Consider the following 18,407-nt stretch of genomic DNA (forward strand, 5'->3'; position numbering starts at 1 on the left):
GAAAAAACTTGCAAGCCTGTTCATTCAAAAACCATCCGAGTAGGAATTAAGCCAAAAGACATCACAACACATTCAAGCACTGCATCAGGCACTGGCCGCGGCGGCATCCGCCTGGGCCGGCTCCGGCACCACATCCAGCAGGCACAGACCCCGTTCCTGCAAACCGTCGTTGAGCACCAGCAGCGCCGCCTTGCCCTGCTCGGCCACTGTCTGGCTAGCCAGGGCAAACGAAGCCAGCCGACCAGCCAGGCCGGCATCGCCCATTGCACCGCGCAGATGCAGCGCCTCGTCGACCTGGATCGAAGCCTGGGCCACCGTTAGCAGCGGCGCGAACTCCACCGCCTCCGGCCCGAGGCTCAGGCCACTGCACACCCAGGCCAGCTCGCCCGGCAGGCTCTGCCGCCCCGTCAAGCGTTCGAGCAGCGCAGGCAGTGCCTTCGCGGCATGCGGGCGGGTACGGGCAAGCGGATCGCTCTCGGCCAGATCGCTCAGGCCCAACTGCGCCAGCGCCTTGGCATCAGGCAAGGCAAATGCCGTATTGGCCAGCAGCAAGGCCGCAGCCGCCTCGCCGGGGAAGTGCATGCCCGCCTCATTTTGGCTGCGCTCAAGCAAGACACCCTGGTCAATCACGTCCTGGCAGACGGTGGACCCCGCCGCCAGCAGCAGCACGGCAAACGGCTGTTTGAGCGGGGCGATTTCATCCACCAGCGCATTCAAATGCTTGGCCAGCCCCTTGGCCGGCATGCTGCGCAGCTCGATCTGCAGCTGCTGCTCGTTCAAACCCTGCTGAGCGAGCAGGCGGGTCAACCAGCTGCTCAACGGCGCCTCAAGCGCCGGGTCCATACCAGGCTCAAGCAGCAGCTGCACCTGCAAGCGCGCAGGCACGGAATAACTGGTCTTGACCTGCTCAGGCGCCGCGCTGATCTCACCCAACCAGGCAGGGTTGAGCTCGGCGGATTTCTGCTTGGGCACGGCCGGCGCATTGGCCTGTTGGCAAGCAGCCAGCACGGCCAGCGGCTGATCCAGACGCGTGAGCAAGGCGGCCAGCAAGGCCAGCGCGCGCGCCTGGGCATTTGGCAGCGGCTGTTCGCCATCCACCGACCAGTCGGGTGGCAGCAGGCCCAGATCAAGATCGGCATAGCGCCGGGCGGAAAGGGGAAAGCCGTTCTGGTCGAGCAGCTCAGCATCCAGCGGCGGCACCGGCTCGGCCTTCAAGGCCTCGACAATCGCCGCCACCTCCTCGCCCAGCGGCGTCAGCGCCACGGCTGCCACGACCTGCAGTTTCTCGGCCGGCGCGGCAGCTGGGCTGCTGGGCTCCGCCGCGCCCAGCGTGGGCGCCAAAGCGGCGGCCGCGCGTTTTTCAGCACGACGTCGCCATAGCCAACGCAGGACCAGGAAAGTGATCCAGATCGTCAGCGGCAGCGCGACCAGATAAAGCAGCACGTCGTCCATGCTCGGCGCGAGATGGATTTCCTGCCAATAGATGATGACAACCGCCCAGGTGCAGGCGCACACCAGTGCAAGCAAAAGCAGAGCGCGCAGGAACTTGGCCATGTAGGAATCAGCGAGGGTAGAGAATATTCAGCACAAGGGACCTAGACGTGGTCGAGCACTTGCGATTGGCTGGCAATCAGGCTGGCGCCACAGGAAGTGGTATCGCCATGGCGCGCCAAAGGCTTGCCATCAATCAGACAGGTCGGATCACCGCTGACAATCGGACAGGTACCGTGCCCAGGAATAGGACAGGAAACCTTGTCACCAATACGGGCAACCGGTTTGCCATTAATGGTGGTGGTAGGCGAACCCTCCAGCACCTTGCCACCATGGCTGGTCGAATCACCCAGCAATATATAGGGCTTACCCATGATTTCCTCCTGCTCAAAGATATATGTCTTTATTAGACATTTTTAATTTACTTCCATCGGATCAATCCAGACATTCGCTATACAGCAAACGACTAATCTACCAAGGCGAGCATGCTATCCCAAATTCATAAACGATCAATCTGTATCGGAAAATCCTTATGTAATTGTCATCGCTCAGCACAGCAAAATCCGCGTCAATGCTCCACTTCAGCAGGGGTGACCCGTTGCCGTGAATATTCCCCAGCCCCCGGCCAGACCGCCCGCAGCGCTACTCGCTGGACGTGCCCGCCGCCGTCGCTGCGGACGGCTGACTCCCCAGCACGCCACGACGACGCAGCTCGATATGCCCGAAATCCATCATCTTCCAGCGCCCACCCCAGACCAGGCCCATGGACTCTGCCACTTCGCCATACAGCTGATAGCCGCGCATCGCCCAAGGGTCACGCTCGGAAATCACCACCTTGCCATTGCGCAGGAAGGCACAATCGGCAGCCAACCCATACTGGTGATAGCTCTGAAACGCGCGCGCATTGGAAACATGGCTGCCCATGCCGGCCAGGGTGTTCTGACGACTGGGGCTGCGATAGCCCTCCAGCAACGCCATCTTGTAGCCGTGGCGCTCTTCCATCAGACGGAACACGATCAGCAGGCGCTGGCGGAAATCCTCATCCAGTTGCATCCAGTCGCGACTGGCCGACATCAGCATCGGGCGGATCAGTTCCACCTCCTGGGTCAGGAAGGCCTCGGGTGGAAGCGGCGGCGGCGGCACCAATTGCTCGCCCTGCAGCAGCTGGGCGATCACCGCATTCTGTTCGGCCGGCAGATCATCGAAGCCGCCACCCGCATCAATCTCGCCACGCAGGGCGAACACCAGCAGTAGGGGTGTCATCAGCACACATAGGGTGGCCAGCAGAAGCCAACGATTGCGCCCCATGGCCTCGCGCTGCATTGCCCACCAGCCACGCCCGCCCTGCCCCACCGCGGTCTGCAGCAGGCCAATACGGCGCAGGAAGCCCGCGCCACCTTGCTGCATTCCGCGCAGCAACTGCTGTACGCCGGCGCCAAAACGACCCCGCAACTCGGGCGACAGCACCAGCAGGCCGGCGGCCAGAACGGAAAGCAGAATCAGGATTACCAAGCAGATGATGAGATAATTTTCATACATACTAATTTGACCATTACGGCATTAGCGCGTTACTTTTAATACGACATTCTTGCATGAAGCGGCTTATAAGCAGCACGGCAATAAGCAAGCAAGTAATTTATGCACAATTTGGCCAGGCGCAAATTGGCAATACCAACGGATGTAAATAAATGAATTCAAATGAAGATAAGCCCGTCAGCCCTTCCGCCCGCCCATCTTTATATAAGCCGGATAGCACCACTTCTTTCAGCATCCTGGATGCCGCCACGGTGCAGGGGAAACCCAAGCGCGCCAAGCCCGTTGCTGCCGAAGCGGCGGCGCCGACACCCGCTTCGCGCCGCCGCTGGCCCTGGGCAATGGCCGCGGGTTTGCTGCTAGCCGGCGTGGGCGCCATCGCCCTGTCAGCGCGTGAAGAATCCGAGGAGGCAGCCCCGGCTGCTGTCGCAGTGAAACCCACCAGCCCGGCCGCCAAGCCCGAAGCCGCGCCAGGCGCAGCCGTTGCCGAAGAAAAGATCGAGGCTGTTGCCAAGGCCGATGCACCACGCCCGGCCTTGGTTGAGCAGCTTGAGGCGCCGAGCGAGAAGGAATTCACCCCGACGGGGGCCGATCCACTCAGCATTCTGGAAGCTGACCACAGCAAGCTGGACGAAACTGCCAGCAAACCAGCGCCCGCCAAAAAAGCTGCCGCCGCACCAGCCAAGCCAGCGACCGAACCGGCCAAGAAGCCCGCACCAGCCGCCAAGGTTGCCAGCAGCAAGGCCGCGCCGCCCAGTAAGCCGGAAGCCGTCAAGCCGCATCGCGATGGCGATATCGACTTCATGGAAGCGGTATTGAGCCGGCTGCCTAAACCCGAACCGCGCAGCGAAACGACGACCGAGCCGACCAAGGCCGAGTAAGTTCAGCCCGGCCGATTCCCGGCCGGAGCCTTATCGGACAGATAGGGCTTGATCGCCTTGCGCAGCAGATGCGGAATCAGCAAGTGCATGGGCATGCGCAGCCAGTGGCCACGCACATACAGACAGAAGCGCGCCCAGCCATCCTGCCAATCCTGCACCAAGGGATGAATCGGCCGGATGGAACGCAGAAAGAGTGCATCCATCAAAGGCAGCAGCAGTCTGGGCGGCGCCGCTTCACGCAGGCTCTGCTCGATCAACGCCTGCGGCATGGGCGTCTGCCATAGCCATTGACAGTAGCGCAGTGCATAGAACAAGGGGCGCTGCAGCTGCTGCTCGCGCGCCCTGTCTAGCAAAACCGGGTAGAAGTCAGCCTGCGTAGCAAAATGGCGCAATAGTTGATCGAGATCGTACAAATCGCGCAGCCCCTTATCCCACTCGCTCTCGTGGAACAGATGGCAGGCGCTGTGCAGGACCATATCGTGCGGCGCCAGCATGCGCACATAGTCCTGCCCTGGCACCGGCACGGCTTGGCCATGCAGCTTGGCCGGGTCGGGGTGAAATCGGGCGGTAGGCGGCAGGATGGTGTGATGAATATCCAGCACGCTTTGCCGCTTCTGATGCATCAGCGCCGGTAGCTCATGCATCCATTCACGGTAGTAGCGCTCATCATAGGCATCATGGTGAGACCCTATCCAGCCATGCCAGTACAGACAAGCTTCAACCTCATCCAGCCTAGACCTGGGCACCAGGATATCGATATCGCCAAATAGCCGCCCACGCCCTGCCGGCAGGTCCGCCAAGGCATAGGCTGAACCCTTGAGCAACACAATCGGCACATCGAGCGGCTTGAGTGCGCGTTCCAAACGTGAGACTTCCCAAGCGACGGCACGCCGATTGGCCTGACATTGAATCTGTGCCGCCTGCAGCCTAGCTTGAACCGGCATGGGCACGTTACCCAGCAGCTTGGCTGCTTCCAAGCGCTCAGCCAGACTGGCAGTCAGTAAGCCGGTATCCGCCACCCGTAAAACCCTATCCCAGTCGGCAAGCTGAAAATCACGCACGCTGCTTGGGTCCAGCAGGGCTTGGCAAAGCTGTTCCAGTACCTTCATACCGGGGCGGCCTCGTGCTGAAGCTGCGTATGTGGCTGGCTGGCCAGTTGCTCGAAGTAGGCGATGGCCTGCGGCAGATCGCTGTACTCGAACTCGAAAGCCTGAGCACTTTGCGCCCAATTCAGCAAGGTGCTAAAGCCATCCTGGCCGTGCAGGCTGTAGTTGAACGCCTGCTCAGCTAGGCGCATCAGCAACTGCGGCACCGACACGGTCTGGGTATTTAGCGCAGCACCCGCCCGGTAGCGCGGAAAAGCCACCCAGGCCAGCCGCGCACACTCCTGCTGGCGCACGATGCTATCGCTGGGTGGCTTGGCATGCGCGACCGAACCCTTGCTGGTATCCATCACGGTTGGGGTGAAAATTGCGCCCGGAGCCAGCTGCTTGATCACCTCGATCGAGGCATTCTTCAAGCTGACCGGGCGCGGCAATGCCTGGATCAGGCCGTCTGCCGGACGAATCAGCGTCAGCTCGTCAGACAATAGACGCCAGCCGCCGCCATAGACCAAGCCTGCGCACAATGTGCTCTTCCCGGCACCGCTATGGCCTGGCAGAACGAGGGCGCGGCCGTTTTTTTCCAGTACCGCGGCATGCAGAATCAGGTATTGGTTCGCGTGCTGACTCACACACCAGTTCAGCCCCCACTCGAACATGGCATAAGCCTGCTGCTGTGGCAGCGGCAAGAAGGGCTGACGTACATCCGCGTGAAATTGAACCTGAGGTGAAATCCAGCGCCGTAGTCTTGGCGCAGCGAGGCGCAGATGAAAATCGGCGTAGTCGGCATCCGCCAAGGGATAGTCGGCATAGGCCAGCGCCAAGCCATCGGCCACCTTGGCCAGCACCGATTGGATGCGGCAGATAAACGGACCGCTATGTAGATAAAGCCCATCATCGCTCAGACGGCGACGCAATTCGCGGGAAGATAGATCGGCGACAATCATATTGGATGTCACCTGGATGAGAGGCAGCAGAACCAGCCGCCACAGCGTTGGGCACGGCGCTTGGCCGCCAAGCTCAGCAACATTCGATCAGTCCAAGGCCATACAGGTCGGATAAGAGACTGCTCACCTGCTCAAGCAGATTTGCATCGACAAGCAAATCCAGCTCATGCGCGAGCGCCACGGAGAGCTCGTGGCTACTGCGCGGCTCAACACTGAGCTGCGCCAGCAACAAACCGGCGAACGCATCCAAGACAAAGGTGTCCGCCGCCCCGGCATGAAACACCAAGCACTCTTCACCAAAATGACGGATTAGTAGCGGAAAAGCGGCCAGAGAGAACCAGCCGGGCTCGGCAGGCAACTGCGCGTGTATCAATACTGCCCCCCGTGCCCAGGCGCGGCGGCAGGCAGCCTAGTGATAAGTTTCTTCGAAGAACTTCTTGGCATCCGCTTCGTACATCTTCTTTCCGGTCGAGGTAAGAAAATAACCCTGATTGGAAATATCGTTCCAGATTTTGATGACGTCAGAGGCTTTGAGGGAATAGTCGGCAAAGCTGCTCACACCATTCAGCAAACAAGCAATTGCGTGGAAAGCAAAGCTACCGGGCTTATTGGTCAACACCCAGAGCATGGACTGTGTACCGTAATTGTACTTGGCCTTGCTGGTAAACACGTTGTGGAACTTGGTACTTGGCGTATAGGGAGATGGCCAGTTTGAGTGAGTCTTCCAGTACCCTGGGCTTAGGCCACCGCAGCCGGCGCTCACGCCAGGTTGCGGCGAGGCATTTCCGGACATGAAGCCAGACGGTGCGCATTGGCGGGCGGCACCCATGACAGGGCGACTGGCCAGCGACATCAATACCGGCGCAGCCGCCGCACCACGAATAAGCCGGCGCCGCGCGGCAGCATGTACATCCGGCCCCGTGTCCTGCACGGCGCTCTCGGTACTTTCTTGCTGCTTGCTGTCGTTTTGCGAATCACTCATAGATACCCCACACCCCGATAATATTGGCGGATCGTTACGCCTGAATGCCTTGTGTCTGCACGCCAAACAGTGCGTCACCGGATAAGGTACGCAGTCTGCTTTGCCTTCAAAGCAAGATACACACCAAAAGCATAAATCCCATTAATAATCATGACCCTATAAGCATCTCGCGCTCCAGCACTCACAAATTCAGTCAACGCTGTAAAAAAAACCGACATCTCATCTAGGGTTGGGTCTGCGCGTCGCGCAACAGCTGCTGAATATAGCGCGCCGGAATGGCAAAACTGATGCCCGAAGGCTGGCTCAATACCGCCTCCTTGCTGCCTTTCACAAACACCATATTCAGCACCCCAATCACCTGGCCCGTGTCCAAACTGAATAGGGGCCCACCACTATTGCCCGGGTAGGCAGTCGCATCGAGCTGGTAGACCTCGAAGGTGCCGCTGCGCAAGCGCAGAATCTGCCGCTCGTTGAGCTGGCGCGAGTTAGCCCCCGGCAGGGCGATCGGCGTAATCGCCGAAATAATGCCGCGATGCGTAACCGGCGTCAGTCCCAGTAGCGTACCGATGGGAAAACCGACGAAACCCACGCCCTCCCCCTCGCGCACTGGCTGCGCATCTGGCTGCAAAGGCAGGGTCGTGATCGCCTCCCCTTCCAGACGCAGCAAGGCCAGGTCATACGCGGGTTCACGTCTTTGCACCGATACCTTGCTCAAGCGCGGCGCGGCCGTACCGGCCCCCAGCTGCACGACCAAGTACTCGCCTTCACGGCTGTTGAGCAGCTCAGGCACCACATGTGAATTGGTGACGATCTGGCGCCCATCACCCACCGCGAAGCCCGTGCCACGCAGCAGAAAGGGCGGGCTGCGATTGGCCTGAAAGGTGCCAACAGCCACCACGGCTGGCTTGATCTGGCTGATACGCTCGGGAAGATCAAGTGCAGCCCGGCTAGGCAAGGCGCATACGGCCAGCGACACGGCCAGCATGAGCCCGCCTATCGGCCACTTCCAGCACGCTGCCCACATACTCACGCTCCTTCGCGCATGAACCGGTCGCCCCAACAGCGACTAGCGGGTGAATTGCTGCACATACCAGGGCATGGCCACCCGGATGCCCTCAGCCAGACGATGGCTGGGTTGGTAGCCGAGCAGCTGCTGCGCCTTGCCGATATCGGCTTGCGAGTGACGCACATCACCGGCTCGGAAATCGCCATAGGCGGCCTTGGCCGCGGCGATCTGCGGATGAGTGAGCGCCAGTTCCTCGCGCAGCTGCACAAACAACGTATTCAGCGTAGTGCGATCATTGACCGCCACGTTGTACACCTGATTGATGGCATCCGGGTTCTGCGTGGTCGCCGCCAGTAAATTCGCCTGCACAGCATTGTCGACAAAGCAGAAATCCCGACTGGTTTCGCCGTCGCCATTGATGGTGACGGTTTCGCCCAGCAGCAGCGCGCGTGTCCAGCGCGGTATCACCGCGGCGTAGGCACCTTCCGGATCCTGACGCGGACCGAAGACATTGAAGTAGCGCAGCCCGATCGAGGCAAAGCCATAGCAGCGGCCGAACACATCGGCATACAACTCATTCACCAGCTTGGTAACCGCATAGGGCGATAGCGGCTTACCTATGGTGTGCTCCTGCTTGGGTAGACCGGGGTGGTCGCCATAGGTGGAGCTGGACGCCGCGTACACGAAGCGACGCACGCCCGCATCGCGCGCGGCCACCAGCATATTCAGGAAGCCATCGATATTGGCAGCATTGGTGGCTTGCGGATTCGCTAGCGAACGCGGTACCGAACCGAGCGCCGCCTGGTGCAGCACGTAATCAACGCCCGCACAGGCGGTATGGCAAGCCGCCGGATCGCAGATATCGGCTTCCAGCAAGCGAAAGCGTGCCCATTGCTCGGCCGTTACGCTTGCCTGTACCTGCTGCAGGTTGCGCCGATGGCCGGTGGCGAAATTATCCAGCCCGACCACCTGCTGGTCGTAGCGCAGCAAGGTCTCCAATAGATGCGAGCCGATAAAGCCGGCGCAGCCCGTCACCAGCCAGCGTGAGGGTGCAGCCCGCAGGCGCGCTCCGATCAGGTCCAGGGTGGGATTGCCGCTCATAGACGCCACACCGTGACGCCACGCGCCTGCAAGGCTTGCGGGTCAAACTGGCTTTTCACATCAGTCAGCACGCCGCGCGCCTGCAGCTTGCCCAGGTAGTCATCCAAGGAACGCGCCTTGAATTCGCGGTGCGCAACGGCAGCCACCAGCGCTGCCGCAGCGGGCAGGTCGTCCCAGGCGGTCAGGGGCACACCGTACTCATGCACAGCCTCGTCCGAGTCCGCCACCGGGTCATGGACCAGTACCTGCGCACCGTAGGATTGCAGCTCGCGGATCACGTCGATCACGCGCGAGTTGCGCAGATCGGGGCAGTCTTCCTTGAAGGTCAGACCGAGCACGATGATGGGTGCATCCTTGATCTGCCACCCATTGCGCACCAGATGCTTGATAGTCTGCTCGGCAATGAACTTACCCATGCCGTCATTGATACGACGCCCGGCCGTGATCACCTCCGGGTGGTAGCCGAGCATCTCGGCCTTGTGGGTCAGGTAGTAAGGATCAACCCCGATGCAGTGACCACCGACCAAGCCGGGACGGAAGGGTAGGAAATTCCACTTGCTGCCCGCTGCCTGCAGTACTTCCAGGGTGTCGATACCCACCTTGTCGAAGATGATGGCCAGCTCGTTCATCAAGGCGATATTCAGATCGCGCTGGGTGTTCTCGATGACCTTGGCAGCCTCGGCCACCTTGATGCTGGACGCGCGATACACACCGGCCGTCACCACGGCCGCATAGGTTTGCGCCACACGTTCAAGCGTCTCCGGGCTATCGCCGGACACCACCTTGACGATCTTGGTCAGGGTTCTTTCCTTGTCGCCCGGATTGATGCGCTCAGGCGAATAGCCAACAAAGAAATCCTGCTTCCACTTCAGGCCCGAATGCTGCTCGATAATGGGAATGCAGACTTCCTCGGTAGCGCCCGGATAGACGGTGGACTCAAAAACAACCGTGGCGCCGCGGCGCAAATGCTTGCCGACGGCTTCGGACGCACCGATCAAAGGACGAAAATCGGGCTGGTGCGCCTCATCCACCGGCGTCGGTACAGCCACGATGATGAAATCGGCCTCGGCCAGCACGGCCGGATTCGCGCTGACTTGCAGCTGCGTGGCGGCCCGCAGATCCGCGCTGCTGACCTCGCCGGTCGGATCGATGAACTGCTGGTATTGCTCGATCTTCCGGGTCGACAGGTCAAAGCCTATCGTTGGCATCTTCTTGCCGAATTCAACCGCCAGCGGCAAACCCACATAGCCCAAACCCACCACAGCAACGGTAGTCATGAAACCCTCATCCTTTTGATCTGTTTGATATGTCATCGCGCTGCACCCTGGATGGTGCTTACAAACTCTTCAGCAGCTGGCTGACCTCGGCCTGATTGGGCAGCTTATTGCCCAGTTTGGCCAAGGTTTCTAGCTCCTTACGTGCTTCACCCTTCTGCCCAGTCTTGACCAGGGCCTTGGCAAGATTTAGGCGCACCTGCGCCGCATCCGGTGCCAGGCTGACCGCCTTGCGCAGCAGGCTTACCCCACGGCCACCCTCCCCTTTTTCCACCAGCAGCACGCCCAGCGTATCCATCATGGCCGGCTGATCAGGCGCCAGCTGGTAGGCTTTTTCGGCATAGGACAAGGCTTGTGGGTCATTGAACTGGGCCGAGGTCCAGGCCAGATTGTTCATCAGTACCGCGTCACCTGGATGCATGCCCAGTAGCTTGCGATAGTGGGCGGCCGCAGTACGGTAGTCCTGACGCTTGCCCGCTGCTTCCGCCAGATAGAGCGGGAAGGCGCTGTCCTTGGGATTGTTCTTCAGCCAAGCGTCGGAGAACGCTTCCGCCTCAGCCGGCTTGCTGCTGACCAGCAGGCCGTGCAGACGTATCGCCAGCAGCGGGGCGGCGCTTTGCTTGAGCCCATTGCGATAGGCCTGCTCGGCCTCGCTCCAGGCCTTGTTCGCGCTATGTACATTGCCCTCGAGCACATAACCGACCGGTTCCTTCGGCCGCTCCTTCTGCAAGGCACGCGCGCCGGCCAGCGCTTCGGCACTGCGCCCAGCAGCCAGATCGAGCATGACGATGCCGTGACGCGCCTCGAGCAGATCGGGACTGATGGCTGCCGCCTTTTTCAGGCTGGCGAGGGCCGCTTCAGCATTCTTGGCCGCCAGCTGCGCCTGCGCCATGCGCAGATAAGGCTGGGGAGATTTCGGCTGCAGCGCAGCCAGCTTGGTGTAGCTGGAGAGCGCCTGGTTCAGCTCACCCGCAGCACTCTGGGCGCGACCAGCGATATCGAGGATCTCGGGACGATCCGGCAGCACCGCCAAGGCATCTTGCGCAGCCGCCAGCGCGCGCTTGTTATCGCGTTGGCTCAGATAGTGTGAAATCAACGTCTGGCGCGGACGCGACTCCTTGGGCGCCAGCGCCACCGATTTGCTGATCATCTCGGCTACTTCGGCCGGCTTGCCGCCAGTCTTGGCATGCAGCTCGGCCAGGGCCAGTACCACGCGGTATTGATTCGGGTTCTTGGCCAGCATGGCCTCGAAGCGCTGCTTGGCGTCCGCTGCCTTGTTATCGCGCAGGTCCAGACCGGCCAGATTGCTGGCCGCGGCGAAGTTGCCCGGCTCGGCGGCCAGGGCCAGCTCAAAGCTCTTGCGCGCCCCGGCCCTATCACCCTTGCCTAGCAAAGCACCACCGCGCAGATTGTGCACCAGCGCGCTATTCGGCTGCTTTTGCTCGAGCTTGGCGATCGCCGGCAAGGCCTGGTCGAACTCGCGCCGACGCAGGTGGGCGGCGATCAGGGCCAGATTGGCATTCACGCCCTTGTCGACTTCAACGGCCTTTTCCAACTCTTTGAACGCCAGCTGGCTCTCGCCCTTGGCCATCTGGGTCAGCGCCAGGGCCGTGCGCTTGGTGCTGCTGGACGGATCGAGGGCCGCGGCCTTGGAAAAGTACTCGGTCGCCTTGTCCATCTCGCCATTGCGGATAAATACCTCACCCGCCATGGCCAGCATATTCGAGTCCTTGTCGATCTTGTCGAGCAAGGGCAGCAGCGTGGCCTCGGCCTTCTCACCCTGACCGCTGCGCAGATAGCTCATCACCAGCGCCTTGCGTGCCACGAAAGCATTCGGCTCACGCGACAGCACCTTGTTCAGATGCGCTTCGGCCTTGGTGTAGGACTTGAGCTCATATTCAATCGCGCCGGCCAGTTGCAGGGCAATCAGATTATCGGGGGCAACACCCAGCACCTGGTCGATCGCCTCCTTGGCTTCCGGGTATTGCTTACGCTGATAGGCCAGGCGCGCTTCCATCAGCTTGGTTTGCGGGCTCTTCGCCGCCGCCTTGCGCATCGTCTCGAGTGCGGCCGTCGCCTCATCGAGCTTGCCCTCATCGATCAGTCGCGAGATCAGCGCCACATGGGCAGGCAGGAAGTCCGCCTTCGCCTTGATCGCGCCACGATAGGCGGCAATCGCCTGCTCATCCTGTTTCTGCGCCTGCAGGATATCGCCCTTGACCAGCCAAGCTTCGGGCAGATTGGGCGACTTGGCCAAGGCGCCATCCAGCAGCGCCAGCGCCGCAGGCAGATCATCCTTGGCCGCCAACAGCTGGGCTCGGCCGATCAGGGCATTCAGCAGATCGGGTTGCGCCTTGAGTGCCGCCGTAAAGCGCGCATCGGCCTGCTCCACATCACCCTGCTGCAGATAAGCACGTCCGAGGCTGGCTTGCAGCTTGGCGGCGGCATCGGCACTCGCCAACTCCACCTTGGCCATTTCCTCGATCAAGCGCTTGCCCTCACCCATACCCAGCATCGCCTCGGCCAGCAAGGGCAGTACCTGCTCGTCGGAATAGTTCAGCGACTTGGCCTTGCGCAGCTCCAATTCGGCGGATTTTGGATCGGCACTTTCTAGCAGGGCGCGGCCAAGCAGGTAGCGCGCCTCGGCATGCTGCGGATCAGCCTGCAGCGCATTCTTCAGCTGAATGATCGCTGCTTTGCTGTCTTGCTTGTCCATATAGGTCTTGGCCGAAGCCAGCATTACCGCCGGGTCTTCCTTGCCACAGCCCAGCAGCAGTAGGCTAGCCAACAGGGCCGAAGCGAGCGGTTTGTGAAGCGCATGCCGTTTCATCACGATGGTCTCGTTTTATCTATCAGTCGGGTGGCCTATTTCAGGCCGAAGCGATGCATGAGGTCATACAGGGTCGGGCGGCTGACGCCCAAGAGTTCCGCGGCCTTGACGACATTGCCATCCACGCGGCCGAGCGCCGTGATCACCACACGCTTTTCAGCCTCATCACGGGTCTGGCGTAGGTCGAGTGCCACAACATCGTCACTGGGCGCCTCGTCCAGACCGATATCCTCGCGGGTGATCTGATTGCCGTCGGCCATGATCACCGCACGTTTGATGCAGTTCTCCAATTCGCGCACATTGCCGGGCCAGGCATAGGCTTCCACCGCGCGTACCGCGTCTTCGCGCAACACCATAGAGCCGCGTTTCTGCTCGGCTGCGAAGCGGCGCACGAAAGCATGGGCCAGCAGCGCCGCATCGCCTTGCCGGGCGCGCAAGGGCGGGATGTTCACAACGATTTCCGCTAGCCGGTAATACAAGTCCTCGCGGAAGCGCCCTTCCTTGATCAGCGCGCGCAGATCCTGATGGGTGGCACAGACGATGCGCACATCGATGGGAATTTCCTGCCGACCACCAATGCGCTCGATCACCCGCTCCTGCAGAAAGCGCAGCAGTTTGGCCTGCAGGTTGTGCGGCAGGTCGCCAATCTCGTCCAGCATCAGCGTGCCGTGATTGGCAGTTTCTATCTTGCCGGGCGTGGTCTTGGCCGCCCCGGTGAAAGCACCCTTTTCGTAACCGAACAGCTCGCTCTCCAACAAGTTGTCGGGAATCGCCGCGCAATTGATGGCCACGAAACGCTCTCGCCGCCGACTCGAGGACTCGTGCACGGCACGGGCCAGCAGTTCCTTGCCGGTACCGCTTTCACCCAGCAGCAAAACAGTGGCATCAGTCACCGCCACTTTCTCGATCGTGCGGCAGACCCGCAACAACTCGGGGTCGCGAGTTACCAGGCCGGACAGTACATCGGGATGCTGCATCTGTTGCAGGCGCATATTCTCCTGCTGGAGATCGTACAGATGGTAGGCACGGTCTATGGTCAGGCCGAGCATCTCCACTTCGAAGGGCTTGGAAAAGAAGTCATATGCCCCGAGGCCTATGGCGCGCAAGGCATTCGCACGGTCGTTTTGCCCGGTCAGCACAATGACCTTGGTATCAGGCGCATGCGCGAGGATCTGCTCCAGCAATAGAAAGCCCTCCGACACCGAGTCGGCGTCCGGCGGCAGCCCGAGGTCCATGGTCACCACCGCGGGCATGTGGCGACGAATCTGCACCAATGCGCTCTCACGGTCGCTGGCGGTCAGGGTTTCGTAACCATCAAAGGCCCAGCGCAGCTGCTTCTGCAAGGCTGGGTCATCCTCTACGATCAGTAAGGGGCGTAATTTTTCTGTACTCATTTGGCCTCCGACTGCAATACAAGCTCAGGCAGCTTGCTTGGTTCAAACAGGGGCAGGCGCAAAGTAACCGTGGTCCCTTCGCCCAGCGCGCTGACAACATCCACCTTGCCGCCTACTTCCTGCACATACTGAAAACTTTCGTAAGCACCGATGCCCATGCCGGCGGCCTTGGTGGTTTGAAACGGCTTGAACAGCCGCTCGCGAATGAATTCGGCACTCATGCCCTGGCCGCGATCGACCACCTCCAGGCGCGCCCACTGCCCCTCGCGCAACAGGTTGATGCTGACAGGACTGGCCTCGCTGCTGGCATCCAGCGCGTTCTGGACCAGGTGACCGATCACGCGCTCGATGCGATCCTCATGCACCCTGACCTGCAGGCGCTCGCTCAAGCTGACATTGAGCTGATGGCCCTGGGTCAGCTTGGCGGCCTGGATACGCCGGATCACCTCATTCAACTCCACGCCACGTGGTGCATCGACCGGCGTAGCCCCCTCGCGCAGCTGCATCATCAGCTGGCGCATGCGCTCCACCGCGTGTTCGACCGTCATCAACATATCCTGCTGAAACTCTGGGTTGTCGCGATGACGCTCAGCGTTCTTCACCATCAAGGCCAGCTGGGTAACGATATTCTTCAGGTCGTGCACCACGAAGGCCGACATGCGATTGAAGGCATCAAACTTACGCGCCTCCAACAAGGCCTCGGTCGCCTGCATCTGGCCAAGAAATGCACCTGCCTGCCTGCCTGCCGTCTTGAGCAGATCGTTGACCTCCCAGTTCACATCCAGCCGGGTACGCGCCGTGGCCAGCACGACAAAACCAATCAACTCAGTTTGGGTGCCCACCGGCACCACCAGCCAGGCATTAGGAGAAGCCAGCAGCCAGTCAGGCAGGGACAGTTTGTCGTAACGTCCGGGCAGGGAGCGGAATTCCTCCAGATTGATCACCCAGCCGCTGCTCTGTAGAAAGCGGCAGAACTCACTATCTGCCGGCTCGGTGCCGCTCTGCACGGGCATATTCCAGCAGGCCGCTTGTACATATTGCTGACCGCTGCCAGCACGCAGCCATAAAGAGCCAGCTGGGCTCTCGACCAGATCCGCCAAGCCATGCACAACCTGACGGCGCAACTCGGATGCGTCGCCCTGCATGGACAGGGTCTGGGTGAAACGCAACCACTCCTCGCGATAATCGTATCGATAGCTGAAGAAGTGCTTACCAATCAGCACGCGCAGCTTGGCCCGCAACGATTCGGACAGCGCCAGCACGCAGAGCACGAGCAGGGCCAGGAATAAGAGCCCAATCTGCAGTGCCCGCCCCCACTCGCCCCCGAAGTAGCGAACGTAGTACCCGGCCCCTGCCACGAACAGCAGGTAGAAGCCAACTCCGACCAAGGTGGCCGACTGCAGCGCCGCACGCTGCGACAAGACCAGATGCGTCTTCCAATCCTTGCTGCGTATGGTGGACATGGCCACCAAGGGCGCCGCCAGCGCATGTACAAAGCCACGAATACTGAAAGCATCTACATCGAAGCGCTTGAACAGCAAGGCGTCGGAATAGAGGTAGAGATCAAACAGACAGGCGCCCGCCAAGCCTACGCACAAGGGTTTGATGCTCCAGCGCGCATCGGGCGCCACATTGCGGAACAGCTGCTCTATCAGCAACAAGGTGAGCACAGTCAGGCCCAGGGAGTTCAGCGTGACCAGGCCTTGCGGCTCGATAGCCAGCTTGGCCCCGACCAGGATCAACCCTTGCAGGATGAGTCCAAGCACCGTGAAGCCCGCCAACAAAAAAGCGAGCGGTTTCAGTAAGCGTGGCAAGGTGGCGCGCCCAAGCTGCTCGGTTTTCAACAAGGTAAGCAGGAAGTAGGACCAAGCGGCTACGCGCAACACATCTAGCGGCTGGGCCAACCAAAGAAAGAAGGGATGACTGCTGAGCGCGAATCCGACATAAGCCCACGCCCAAAGCGCGCAGAAACCGACCGCCATGAAGATGATCGCCGAGCGACGGCCATCGCGCGCACCATTGATCAGATACAGCCAGAAGATCGAGTAGACGAAAGCGGCCAGCCCGTAGCTTCCGGTAAGCATCATTGCGCTATGGGCATCCATCAGACGTGCGTCGTCCCTTGCTGACCAAAGTTAACGCAAGCTGGCAAGCGCTGTGGCAAAGCAGAACCGCTCAATGCGCACCTTTTCCTGTCAGTACCACGCCCACCGTCTCGAACAGCACTACCAAGTCGAGGAATAGCGAGTGGTTCTTTACATAGTAGAGGTCGTACTGCAGCTTTTGCAGCGAATCATCGACCGAGGCGCCGTAGTGGTAATTAACCTGCGCCCAGCCGGTTACGCCGGGCTTCACGCTATGGCGCACTGCATAGAACGGAATGTCGCGGGTCAGCTGATCAACAAAGTAAGGACGCTCGGGACGAGGCCCCACCAAGCTCATTTCACCAACCAGCACGCTGAACAACTGCGGCAGCTCGTCGATGCGCAGTTTGCGTATCACCCGACCGACCCGAGTGATGCGGTCATCGTTCTGCGTCGCCCAACGCGGCTTGCCATCATGCTCCGCGTCATTACGCATGCTGCGAAACTTGATGACCTTGAACAGACGACCATTGAGCCCCACCCGCTCCTGGCGATACAGCACCGGTGCGCCGTCTTCTAGCACGATCAGAATCGCCGTCACCAGCATGATGGGCAAGGAAAGCACCAGCAGAATCAAGGAAGCGACGATATCGAATACCCGCTTGACCAATGTACGCAGCGGCCCCTGACGGAAGCCCTCACCGAAGATCAGCCAGCCAACCCGGAGCGAGTCCAGCCGGATCTGCCCCAGTGCACGTTCGAAATAGCTGGCCAAGTCGAGTACACGCACGCCAGAAAGCTTGCAATCGAGCAACTCGCGCAGCGGTAACACCCCGCCGCGCCGTTCGCGCACCGCCACAATGATCTCGTTGACCTTCAGGTCCTGTGCCACATCCGACAGCAGGCGCTCACGCGATACCAGAGCACCAGGCGGTACAGTGGTCTCGGCATCGGTCGGACTTGGGTAGAAGCCCATGATCTGGATGTCCGGATCGGATTTACGCAACACTGCGCCAACCGACTCCGCTTCGGCACCGGCGCCGAAGATCAGCACACGGTGCGAAAGCACCGAAGCGCTACTGTTGTTGTGACTCAGATACAGGCGATAGGCCATGGTGCCGAACAGGGCGGTCAGGCCGGAGAGCAGGATCAGCTCTTCATTCATATCCTGCGTTGCCAGGCCTCGGAACAATAGATAGGCCAGCGGCACAGCAAGACAGAGCGAAACTAGGGCACGGGCTTGGGACTGGGCTACCGTTCGACTGTGCACGCGTCGGTAGAAACCCAGCAGGCCATTGAGCAGGATCATGGCTAGCGCAAAAATCATCGCGAAGATGACCGCCTTATCCAGGCTGGCGCTGCCGTCCTTGCCTATCGCGAGTACGGCAACCGCCACACAGGCCACAGGCAAAAGGAGATCCAGCGAGATTTGCAGAACTGTTTTCCAGTGAAACCAATGATTAAAAACCTTGATCACGATAAACCCCTTGTACATCATCCTGCATCAGCGATTGCTGCTATTTTAATTCATGACTTGGACAGAGATATTCAACGAAATTAAACGATATCGCCCATCTCCCCAGTTCGGAGAAAAGGCTAGCACAAGCATCTACACGAAACTGTGACCAAATACACAAAGACCCGCACAGCAACTGCCATACAAAAGCAGCGCCTGACTGAAGATAATGAACCGGCGCGACCTCATGGCAATGGAATATTATTATTATCAAATAAAGAGCATGGTAATTAATGCACAGAGCGCAGTTTAAGCGCAATCCAAACAA

At 60.3% G+C, this 18,407-nt stretch carries 15 protein-coding genes; 1 reads left to right on the forward strand and 14 read right to left on the reverse strand.

The features are described from left to right. Positions 1 to 84: 84 nt before the first annotated feature. From BT173_RS07040 to BT173_RS07050, 3 genes are all read right to left on the reverse strand, one after another. Entirely contained in the window at positions 85 to 1,554 is a 1,470-nt protein-coding gene (locus BT173_RS07040; protein ID WP_072427939.1) for a hypothetical protein, read from the reverse strand. 41 nt (positions 1,555 to 1,595) lie between these two features. Continuing rightward, on the reverse strand, positions 1,596 to 1,865 hold the full coding sequence (locus BT173_RS07045; RefSeq protein WP_072427940.1) for a PAAR domain-containing protein: 270 nt from the start codon (positions 1,863 to 1,865) through the stop codon (positions 1,596 to 1,598). Between the two features lie 268 nt (positions 1,866 to 2,133). Further along, positions 2,134 to 3,030, reverse strand: a complete 897-nt coding sequence (locus BT173_RS07050; RefSeq protein ID WP_072427941.1) for a M15 family metallopeptidase — start codon at positions 3,028 to 3,030, stop codon at positions 2,134 to 2,136. A gap of 149 nt (positions 3,031 to 3,179) precedes the next feature. Here BT173_RS07050 and BT173_RS07055 point away from each other — a divergent pair, with 149 nt between their 5' ends. Then, complete coding sequence (locus BT173_RS07055; protein ID WP_072427942.1) at positions 3,180 to 3,905, forward strand: hypothetical protein; 726 nt, start codon at positions 3,180 to 3,182, stop codon at positions 3,903 to 3,905. 2 nt (positions 3,906 to 3,907) lie between these two features. Here the strand turns inward: BT173_RS07055 and BT173_RS07060 are convergent, their stop codons facing one another. The 11 genes from BT173_RS07060 to BT173_RS07110 all read right to left on the reverse strand — a co-directional run bounded on the left by BT173_RS07060 (position 3,908) and on the right by BT173_RS07110 (position 18,034). Continuing rightward, on the reverse strand, positions 3,908 to 5,014 hold the full coding sequence (locus BT173_RS07060; RefSeq protein WP_072427943.1) for a nucleotidyltransferase domain-containing protein: 1,107 nt from the start codon (positions 5,012 to 5,014) through the stop codon (positions 3,908 to 3,910). Beyond that, on the reverse strand, positions 5,011 to 5,952 hold the full coding sequence (locus BT173_RS07065; RefSeq protein ID WP_072427944.1) for an HprK-related kinase A: 942 nt from the start codon (positions 5,950 to 5,952) through the stop codon (positions 5,011 to 5,013). The genes BT173_RS07060 and BT173_RS07065 overlap by 4 nt, the downstream gene beginning before the upstream one ends. A gap of 73 nt (positions 5,953 to 6,025) precedes the next feature. After that, complete coding sequence (locus BT173_RS07070) at positions 6,026 to 6,310, reverse strand: HPr-rel-A system PqqD family peptide chaperone (RefSeq protein WP_072427945.1); 285 nt, start codon at positions 6,308 to 6,310, stop codon at positions 6,026 to 6,028. A 51-nt stretch (positions 6,311 to 6,361) separates the two neighbouring features. Continuing rightward, positions 6,362 to 6,934 carry a hypothetical protein gene (locus BT173_RS19265; protein ID WP_139256085.1) on the reverse strand — a complete coding sequence of 191 codons (573 nt, stop codon included), beginning with the start codon at positions 6,932 to 6,934 and terminating at the stop codon, positions 6,362 to 6,364. Between the two features lie 223 nt (positions 6,935 to 7,157). Continuing rightward, positions 7,158 to 7,958 (reverse strand): S1C family serine protease, encoded by an 801-nt coding sequence (locus tag BT173_RS07080; protein WP_072427947.1) that lies wholly within the window; start codon positions 7,956 to 7,958, stop codon positions 7,158 to 7,160. 42 nt (positions 7,959 to 8,000) lie between these two features. Then, entirely contained in the window at positions 8,001 to 9,041 is a 1,041-nt protein-coding gene (locus BT173_RS07085; protein WP_072427948.1) for an SDR family oxidoreductase, read from the reverse strand. Then, complete coding sequence (locus tag BT173_RS07090) at positions 9,038 to 10,318, reverse strand: nucleotide sugar dehydrogenase (RefSeq protein WP_072427949.1); 1,281 nt, start codon at positions 10,316 to 10,318, stop codon at positions 9,038 to 9,040. The genes BT173_RS07085 and BT173_RS07090 overlap by 4 nt, the downstream gene beginning before the upstream one ends. A gap of 58 nt (positions 10,319 to 10,376) precedes the next feature. After that, entirely contained in the window at positions 10,377 to 13,145 is a 2,769-nt protein-coding gene (gene prsT / locus BT173_RS07095; RefSeq protein WP_072427950.1) for an XrtA/PEP-CTERM system TPR-repeat protein PrsT, read from the reverse strand. 35 nt (positions 13,146 to 13,180) lie between these two features. Continuing rightward, the gene (prsR, locus tag BT173_RS07100; RefSeq protein WP_072427951.1) at positions 13,181 to 14,539 is read right to left on the reverse strand and encodes a PEP-CTERM-box response regulator transcription factor; all 1,359 of its coding nucleotides are present in this window, start codon (positions 14,537 to 14,539) and stop codon (positions 13,181 to 13,183) included. Then, entirely contained in the window at positions 14,536 to 16,626 is a 2,091-nt protein-coding gene (prsK, locus tag BT173_RS07105; RefSeq protein ID WP_245794144.1) for an XrtA/PEP-CTERM system histidine kinase PrsK, read from the reverse strand. Before prsK ends, prsR begins: the two co-directional genes overlap by 4 nt. An 88-nt stretch (positions 16,627 to 16,714) precedes the next feature. After that, positions 16,715 to 18,034: a TIGR03013 family XrtA/PEP-CTERM system glycosyltransferase gene (locus BT173_RS07110; protein WP_281247350.1), complete on the reverse strand. Its 1,320-nt coding sequence runs from the start codon at positions 18,032 to 18,034 to the stop codon at positions 16,715 to 16,717. Positions 18,035 to 18,407 lie beyond the last annotated feature (373 nt).

Origin of the sequence: Chitinimonas taiwanensis DSM 18899, from assembly GCF_900119825.1 — a bacterium.
GTDB lineage: Bacteria > Pseudomonadota > Gammaproteobacteria > Burkholderiales > Chitinimonadaceae > Chitinimonas > Chitinimonas taiwanensis.

Bases quoted from the DNA above. Each gene is read 5' to 3' on its own strand.
- BT173_RS07040 (WP_072427939.1), bottom strand. From the start codon at position 1,554: ATGGCCAAGTTCCTGCGCGCTCTGCTTTTGCTTGCACTGGTGTGCGCC.
- BT173_RS07045 (WP_072427940.1), bottom strand. From the start codon at position 1,865: ATGGGTAAGCCCTATATATTGCTGGGTGATTCGACCAGCCATGGTGGC.
- BT173_RS07050 (WP_072427941.1), bottom strand. From the start codon at position 3,030: ATGTATGAAAATTATCTCATCATCTGCTTGGTAATCCTGATTCTGCTT.
- BT173_RS07055 (WP_072427942.1), top strand. From the start codon at position 3,180: ATGAATTCAAATGAAGATAAGCCCGTCAGCCCTTCCGCCCGCCCATCT.
- BT173_RS07060 (WP_072427943.1), bottom strand. From the start codon at position 5,014: ATGAAGGTACTGGAACAGCTTTGCCAAGCCCTGCTGGACCCAAGCAGC.
- BT173_RS07065 (WP_072427944.1), bottom strand. From the start codon at position 5,952: ATGATTGTCGCCGATCTATCTTCCCGCGAATTGCGTCGCCGTCTGAGC.
- BT173_RS19265 (WP_139256085.1), bottom strand. From the start codon at position 6,934: ATGAGTGATTCGCAAAACGACAGCAAGCAGCAAGAAAGTACCGAGAGC.
- BT173_RS07080 (WP_072427947.1), bottom strand. From the start codon at position 7,958: ATGTGGGCAGCGTGCTGGAAGTGGCCGATAGGCGGGCTCATGCTGGCC.
- BT173_RS07085 (WP_072427948.1), bottom strand. From the start codon at position 9,041: ATGAGCGGCAATCCCACCCTGGACCTGATCGGAGCGCGCCTGCGGGCT.
- BT173_RS07090 (WP_072427949.1), bottom strand. From the start codon at position 10,318: ATGACTACCGTTGCTGTGGTGGGTTTGGGCTATGTGGGTTTGCCGCTG.
- prsT (WP_072427950.1), bottom strand. From the start codon at position 13,145: ATGAAACGGCATGCGCTTCACAAACCGCTCGCTTCGGCCCTGTTGGCT.
- prsR (WP_072427951.1), bottom strand. From the start codon at position 14,539: ATGAGTACAGAAAAATTACGCCCCTTACTGATCGTAGAGGATGACCCA.
- prsK (WP_245794144.1), bottom strand. From the start codon at position 16,626: ATGATGCTTACCGGAAGCTACGGGCTGGCCGCTTTCGTCTACTCGATC.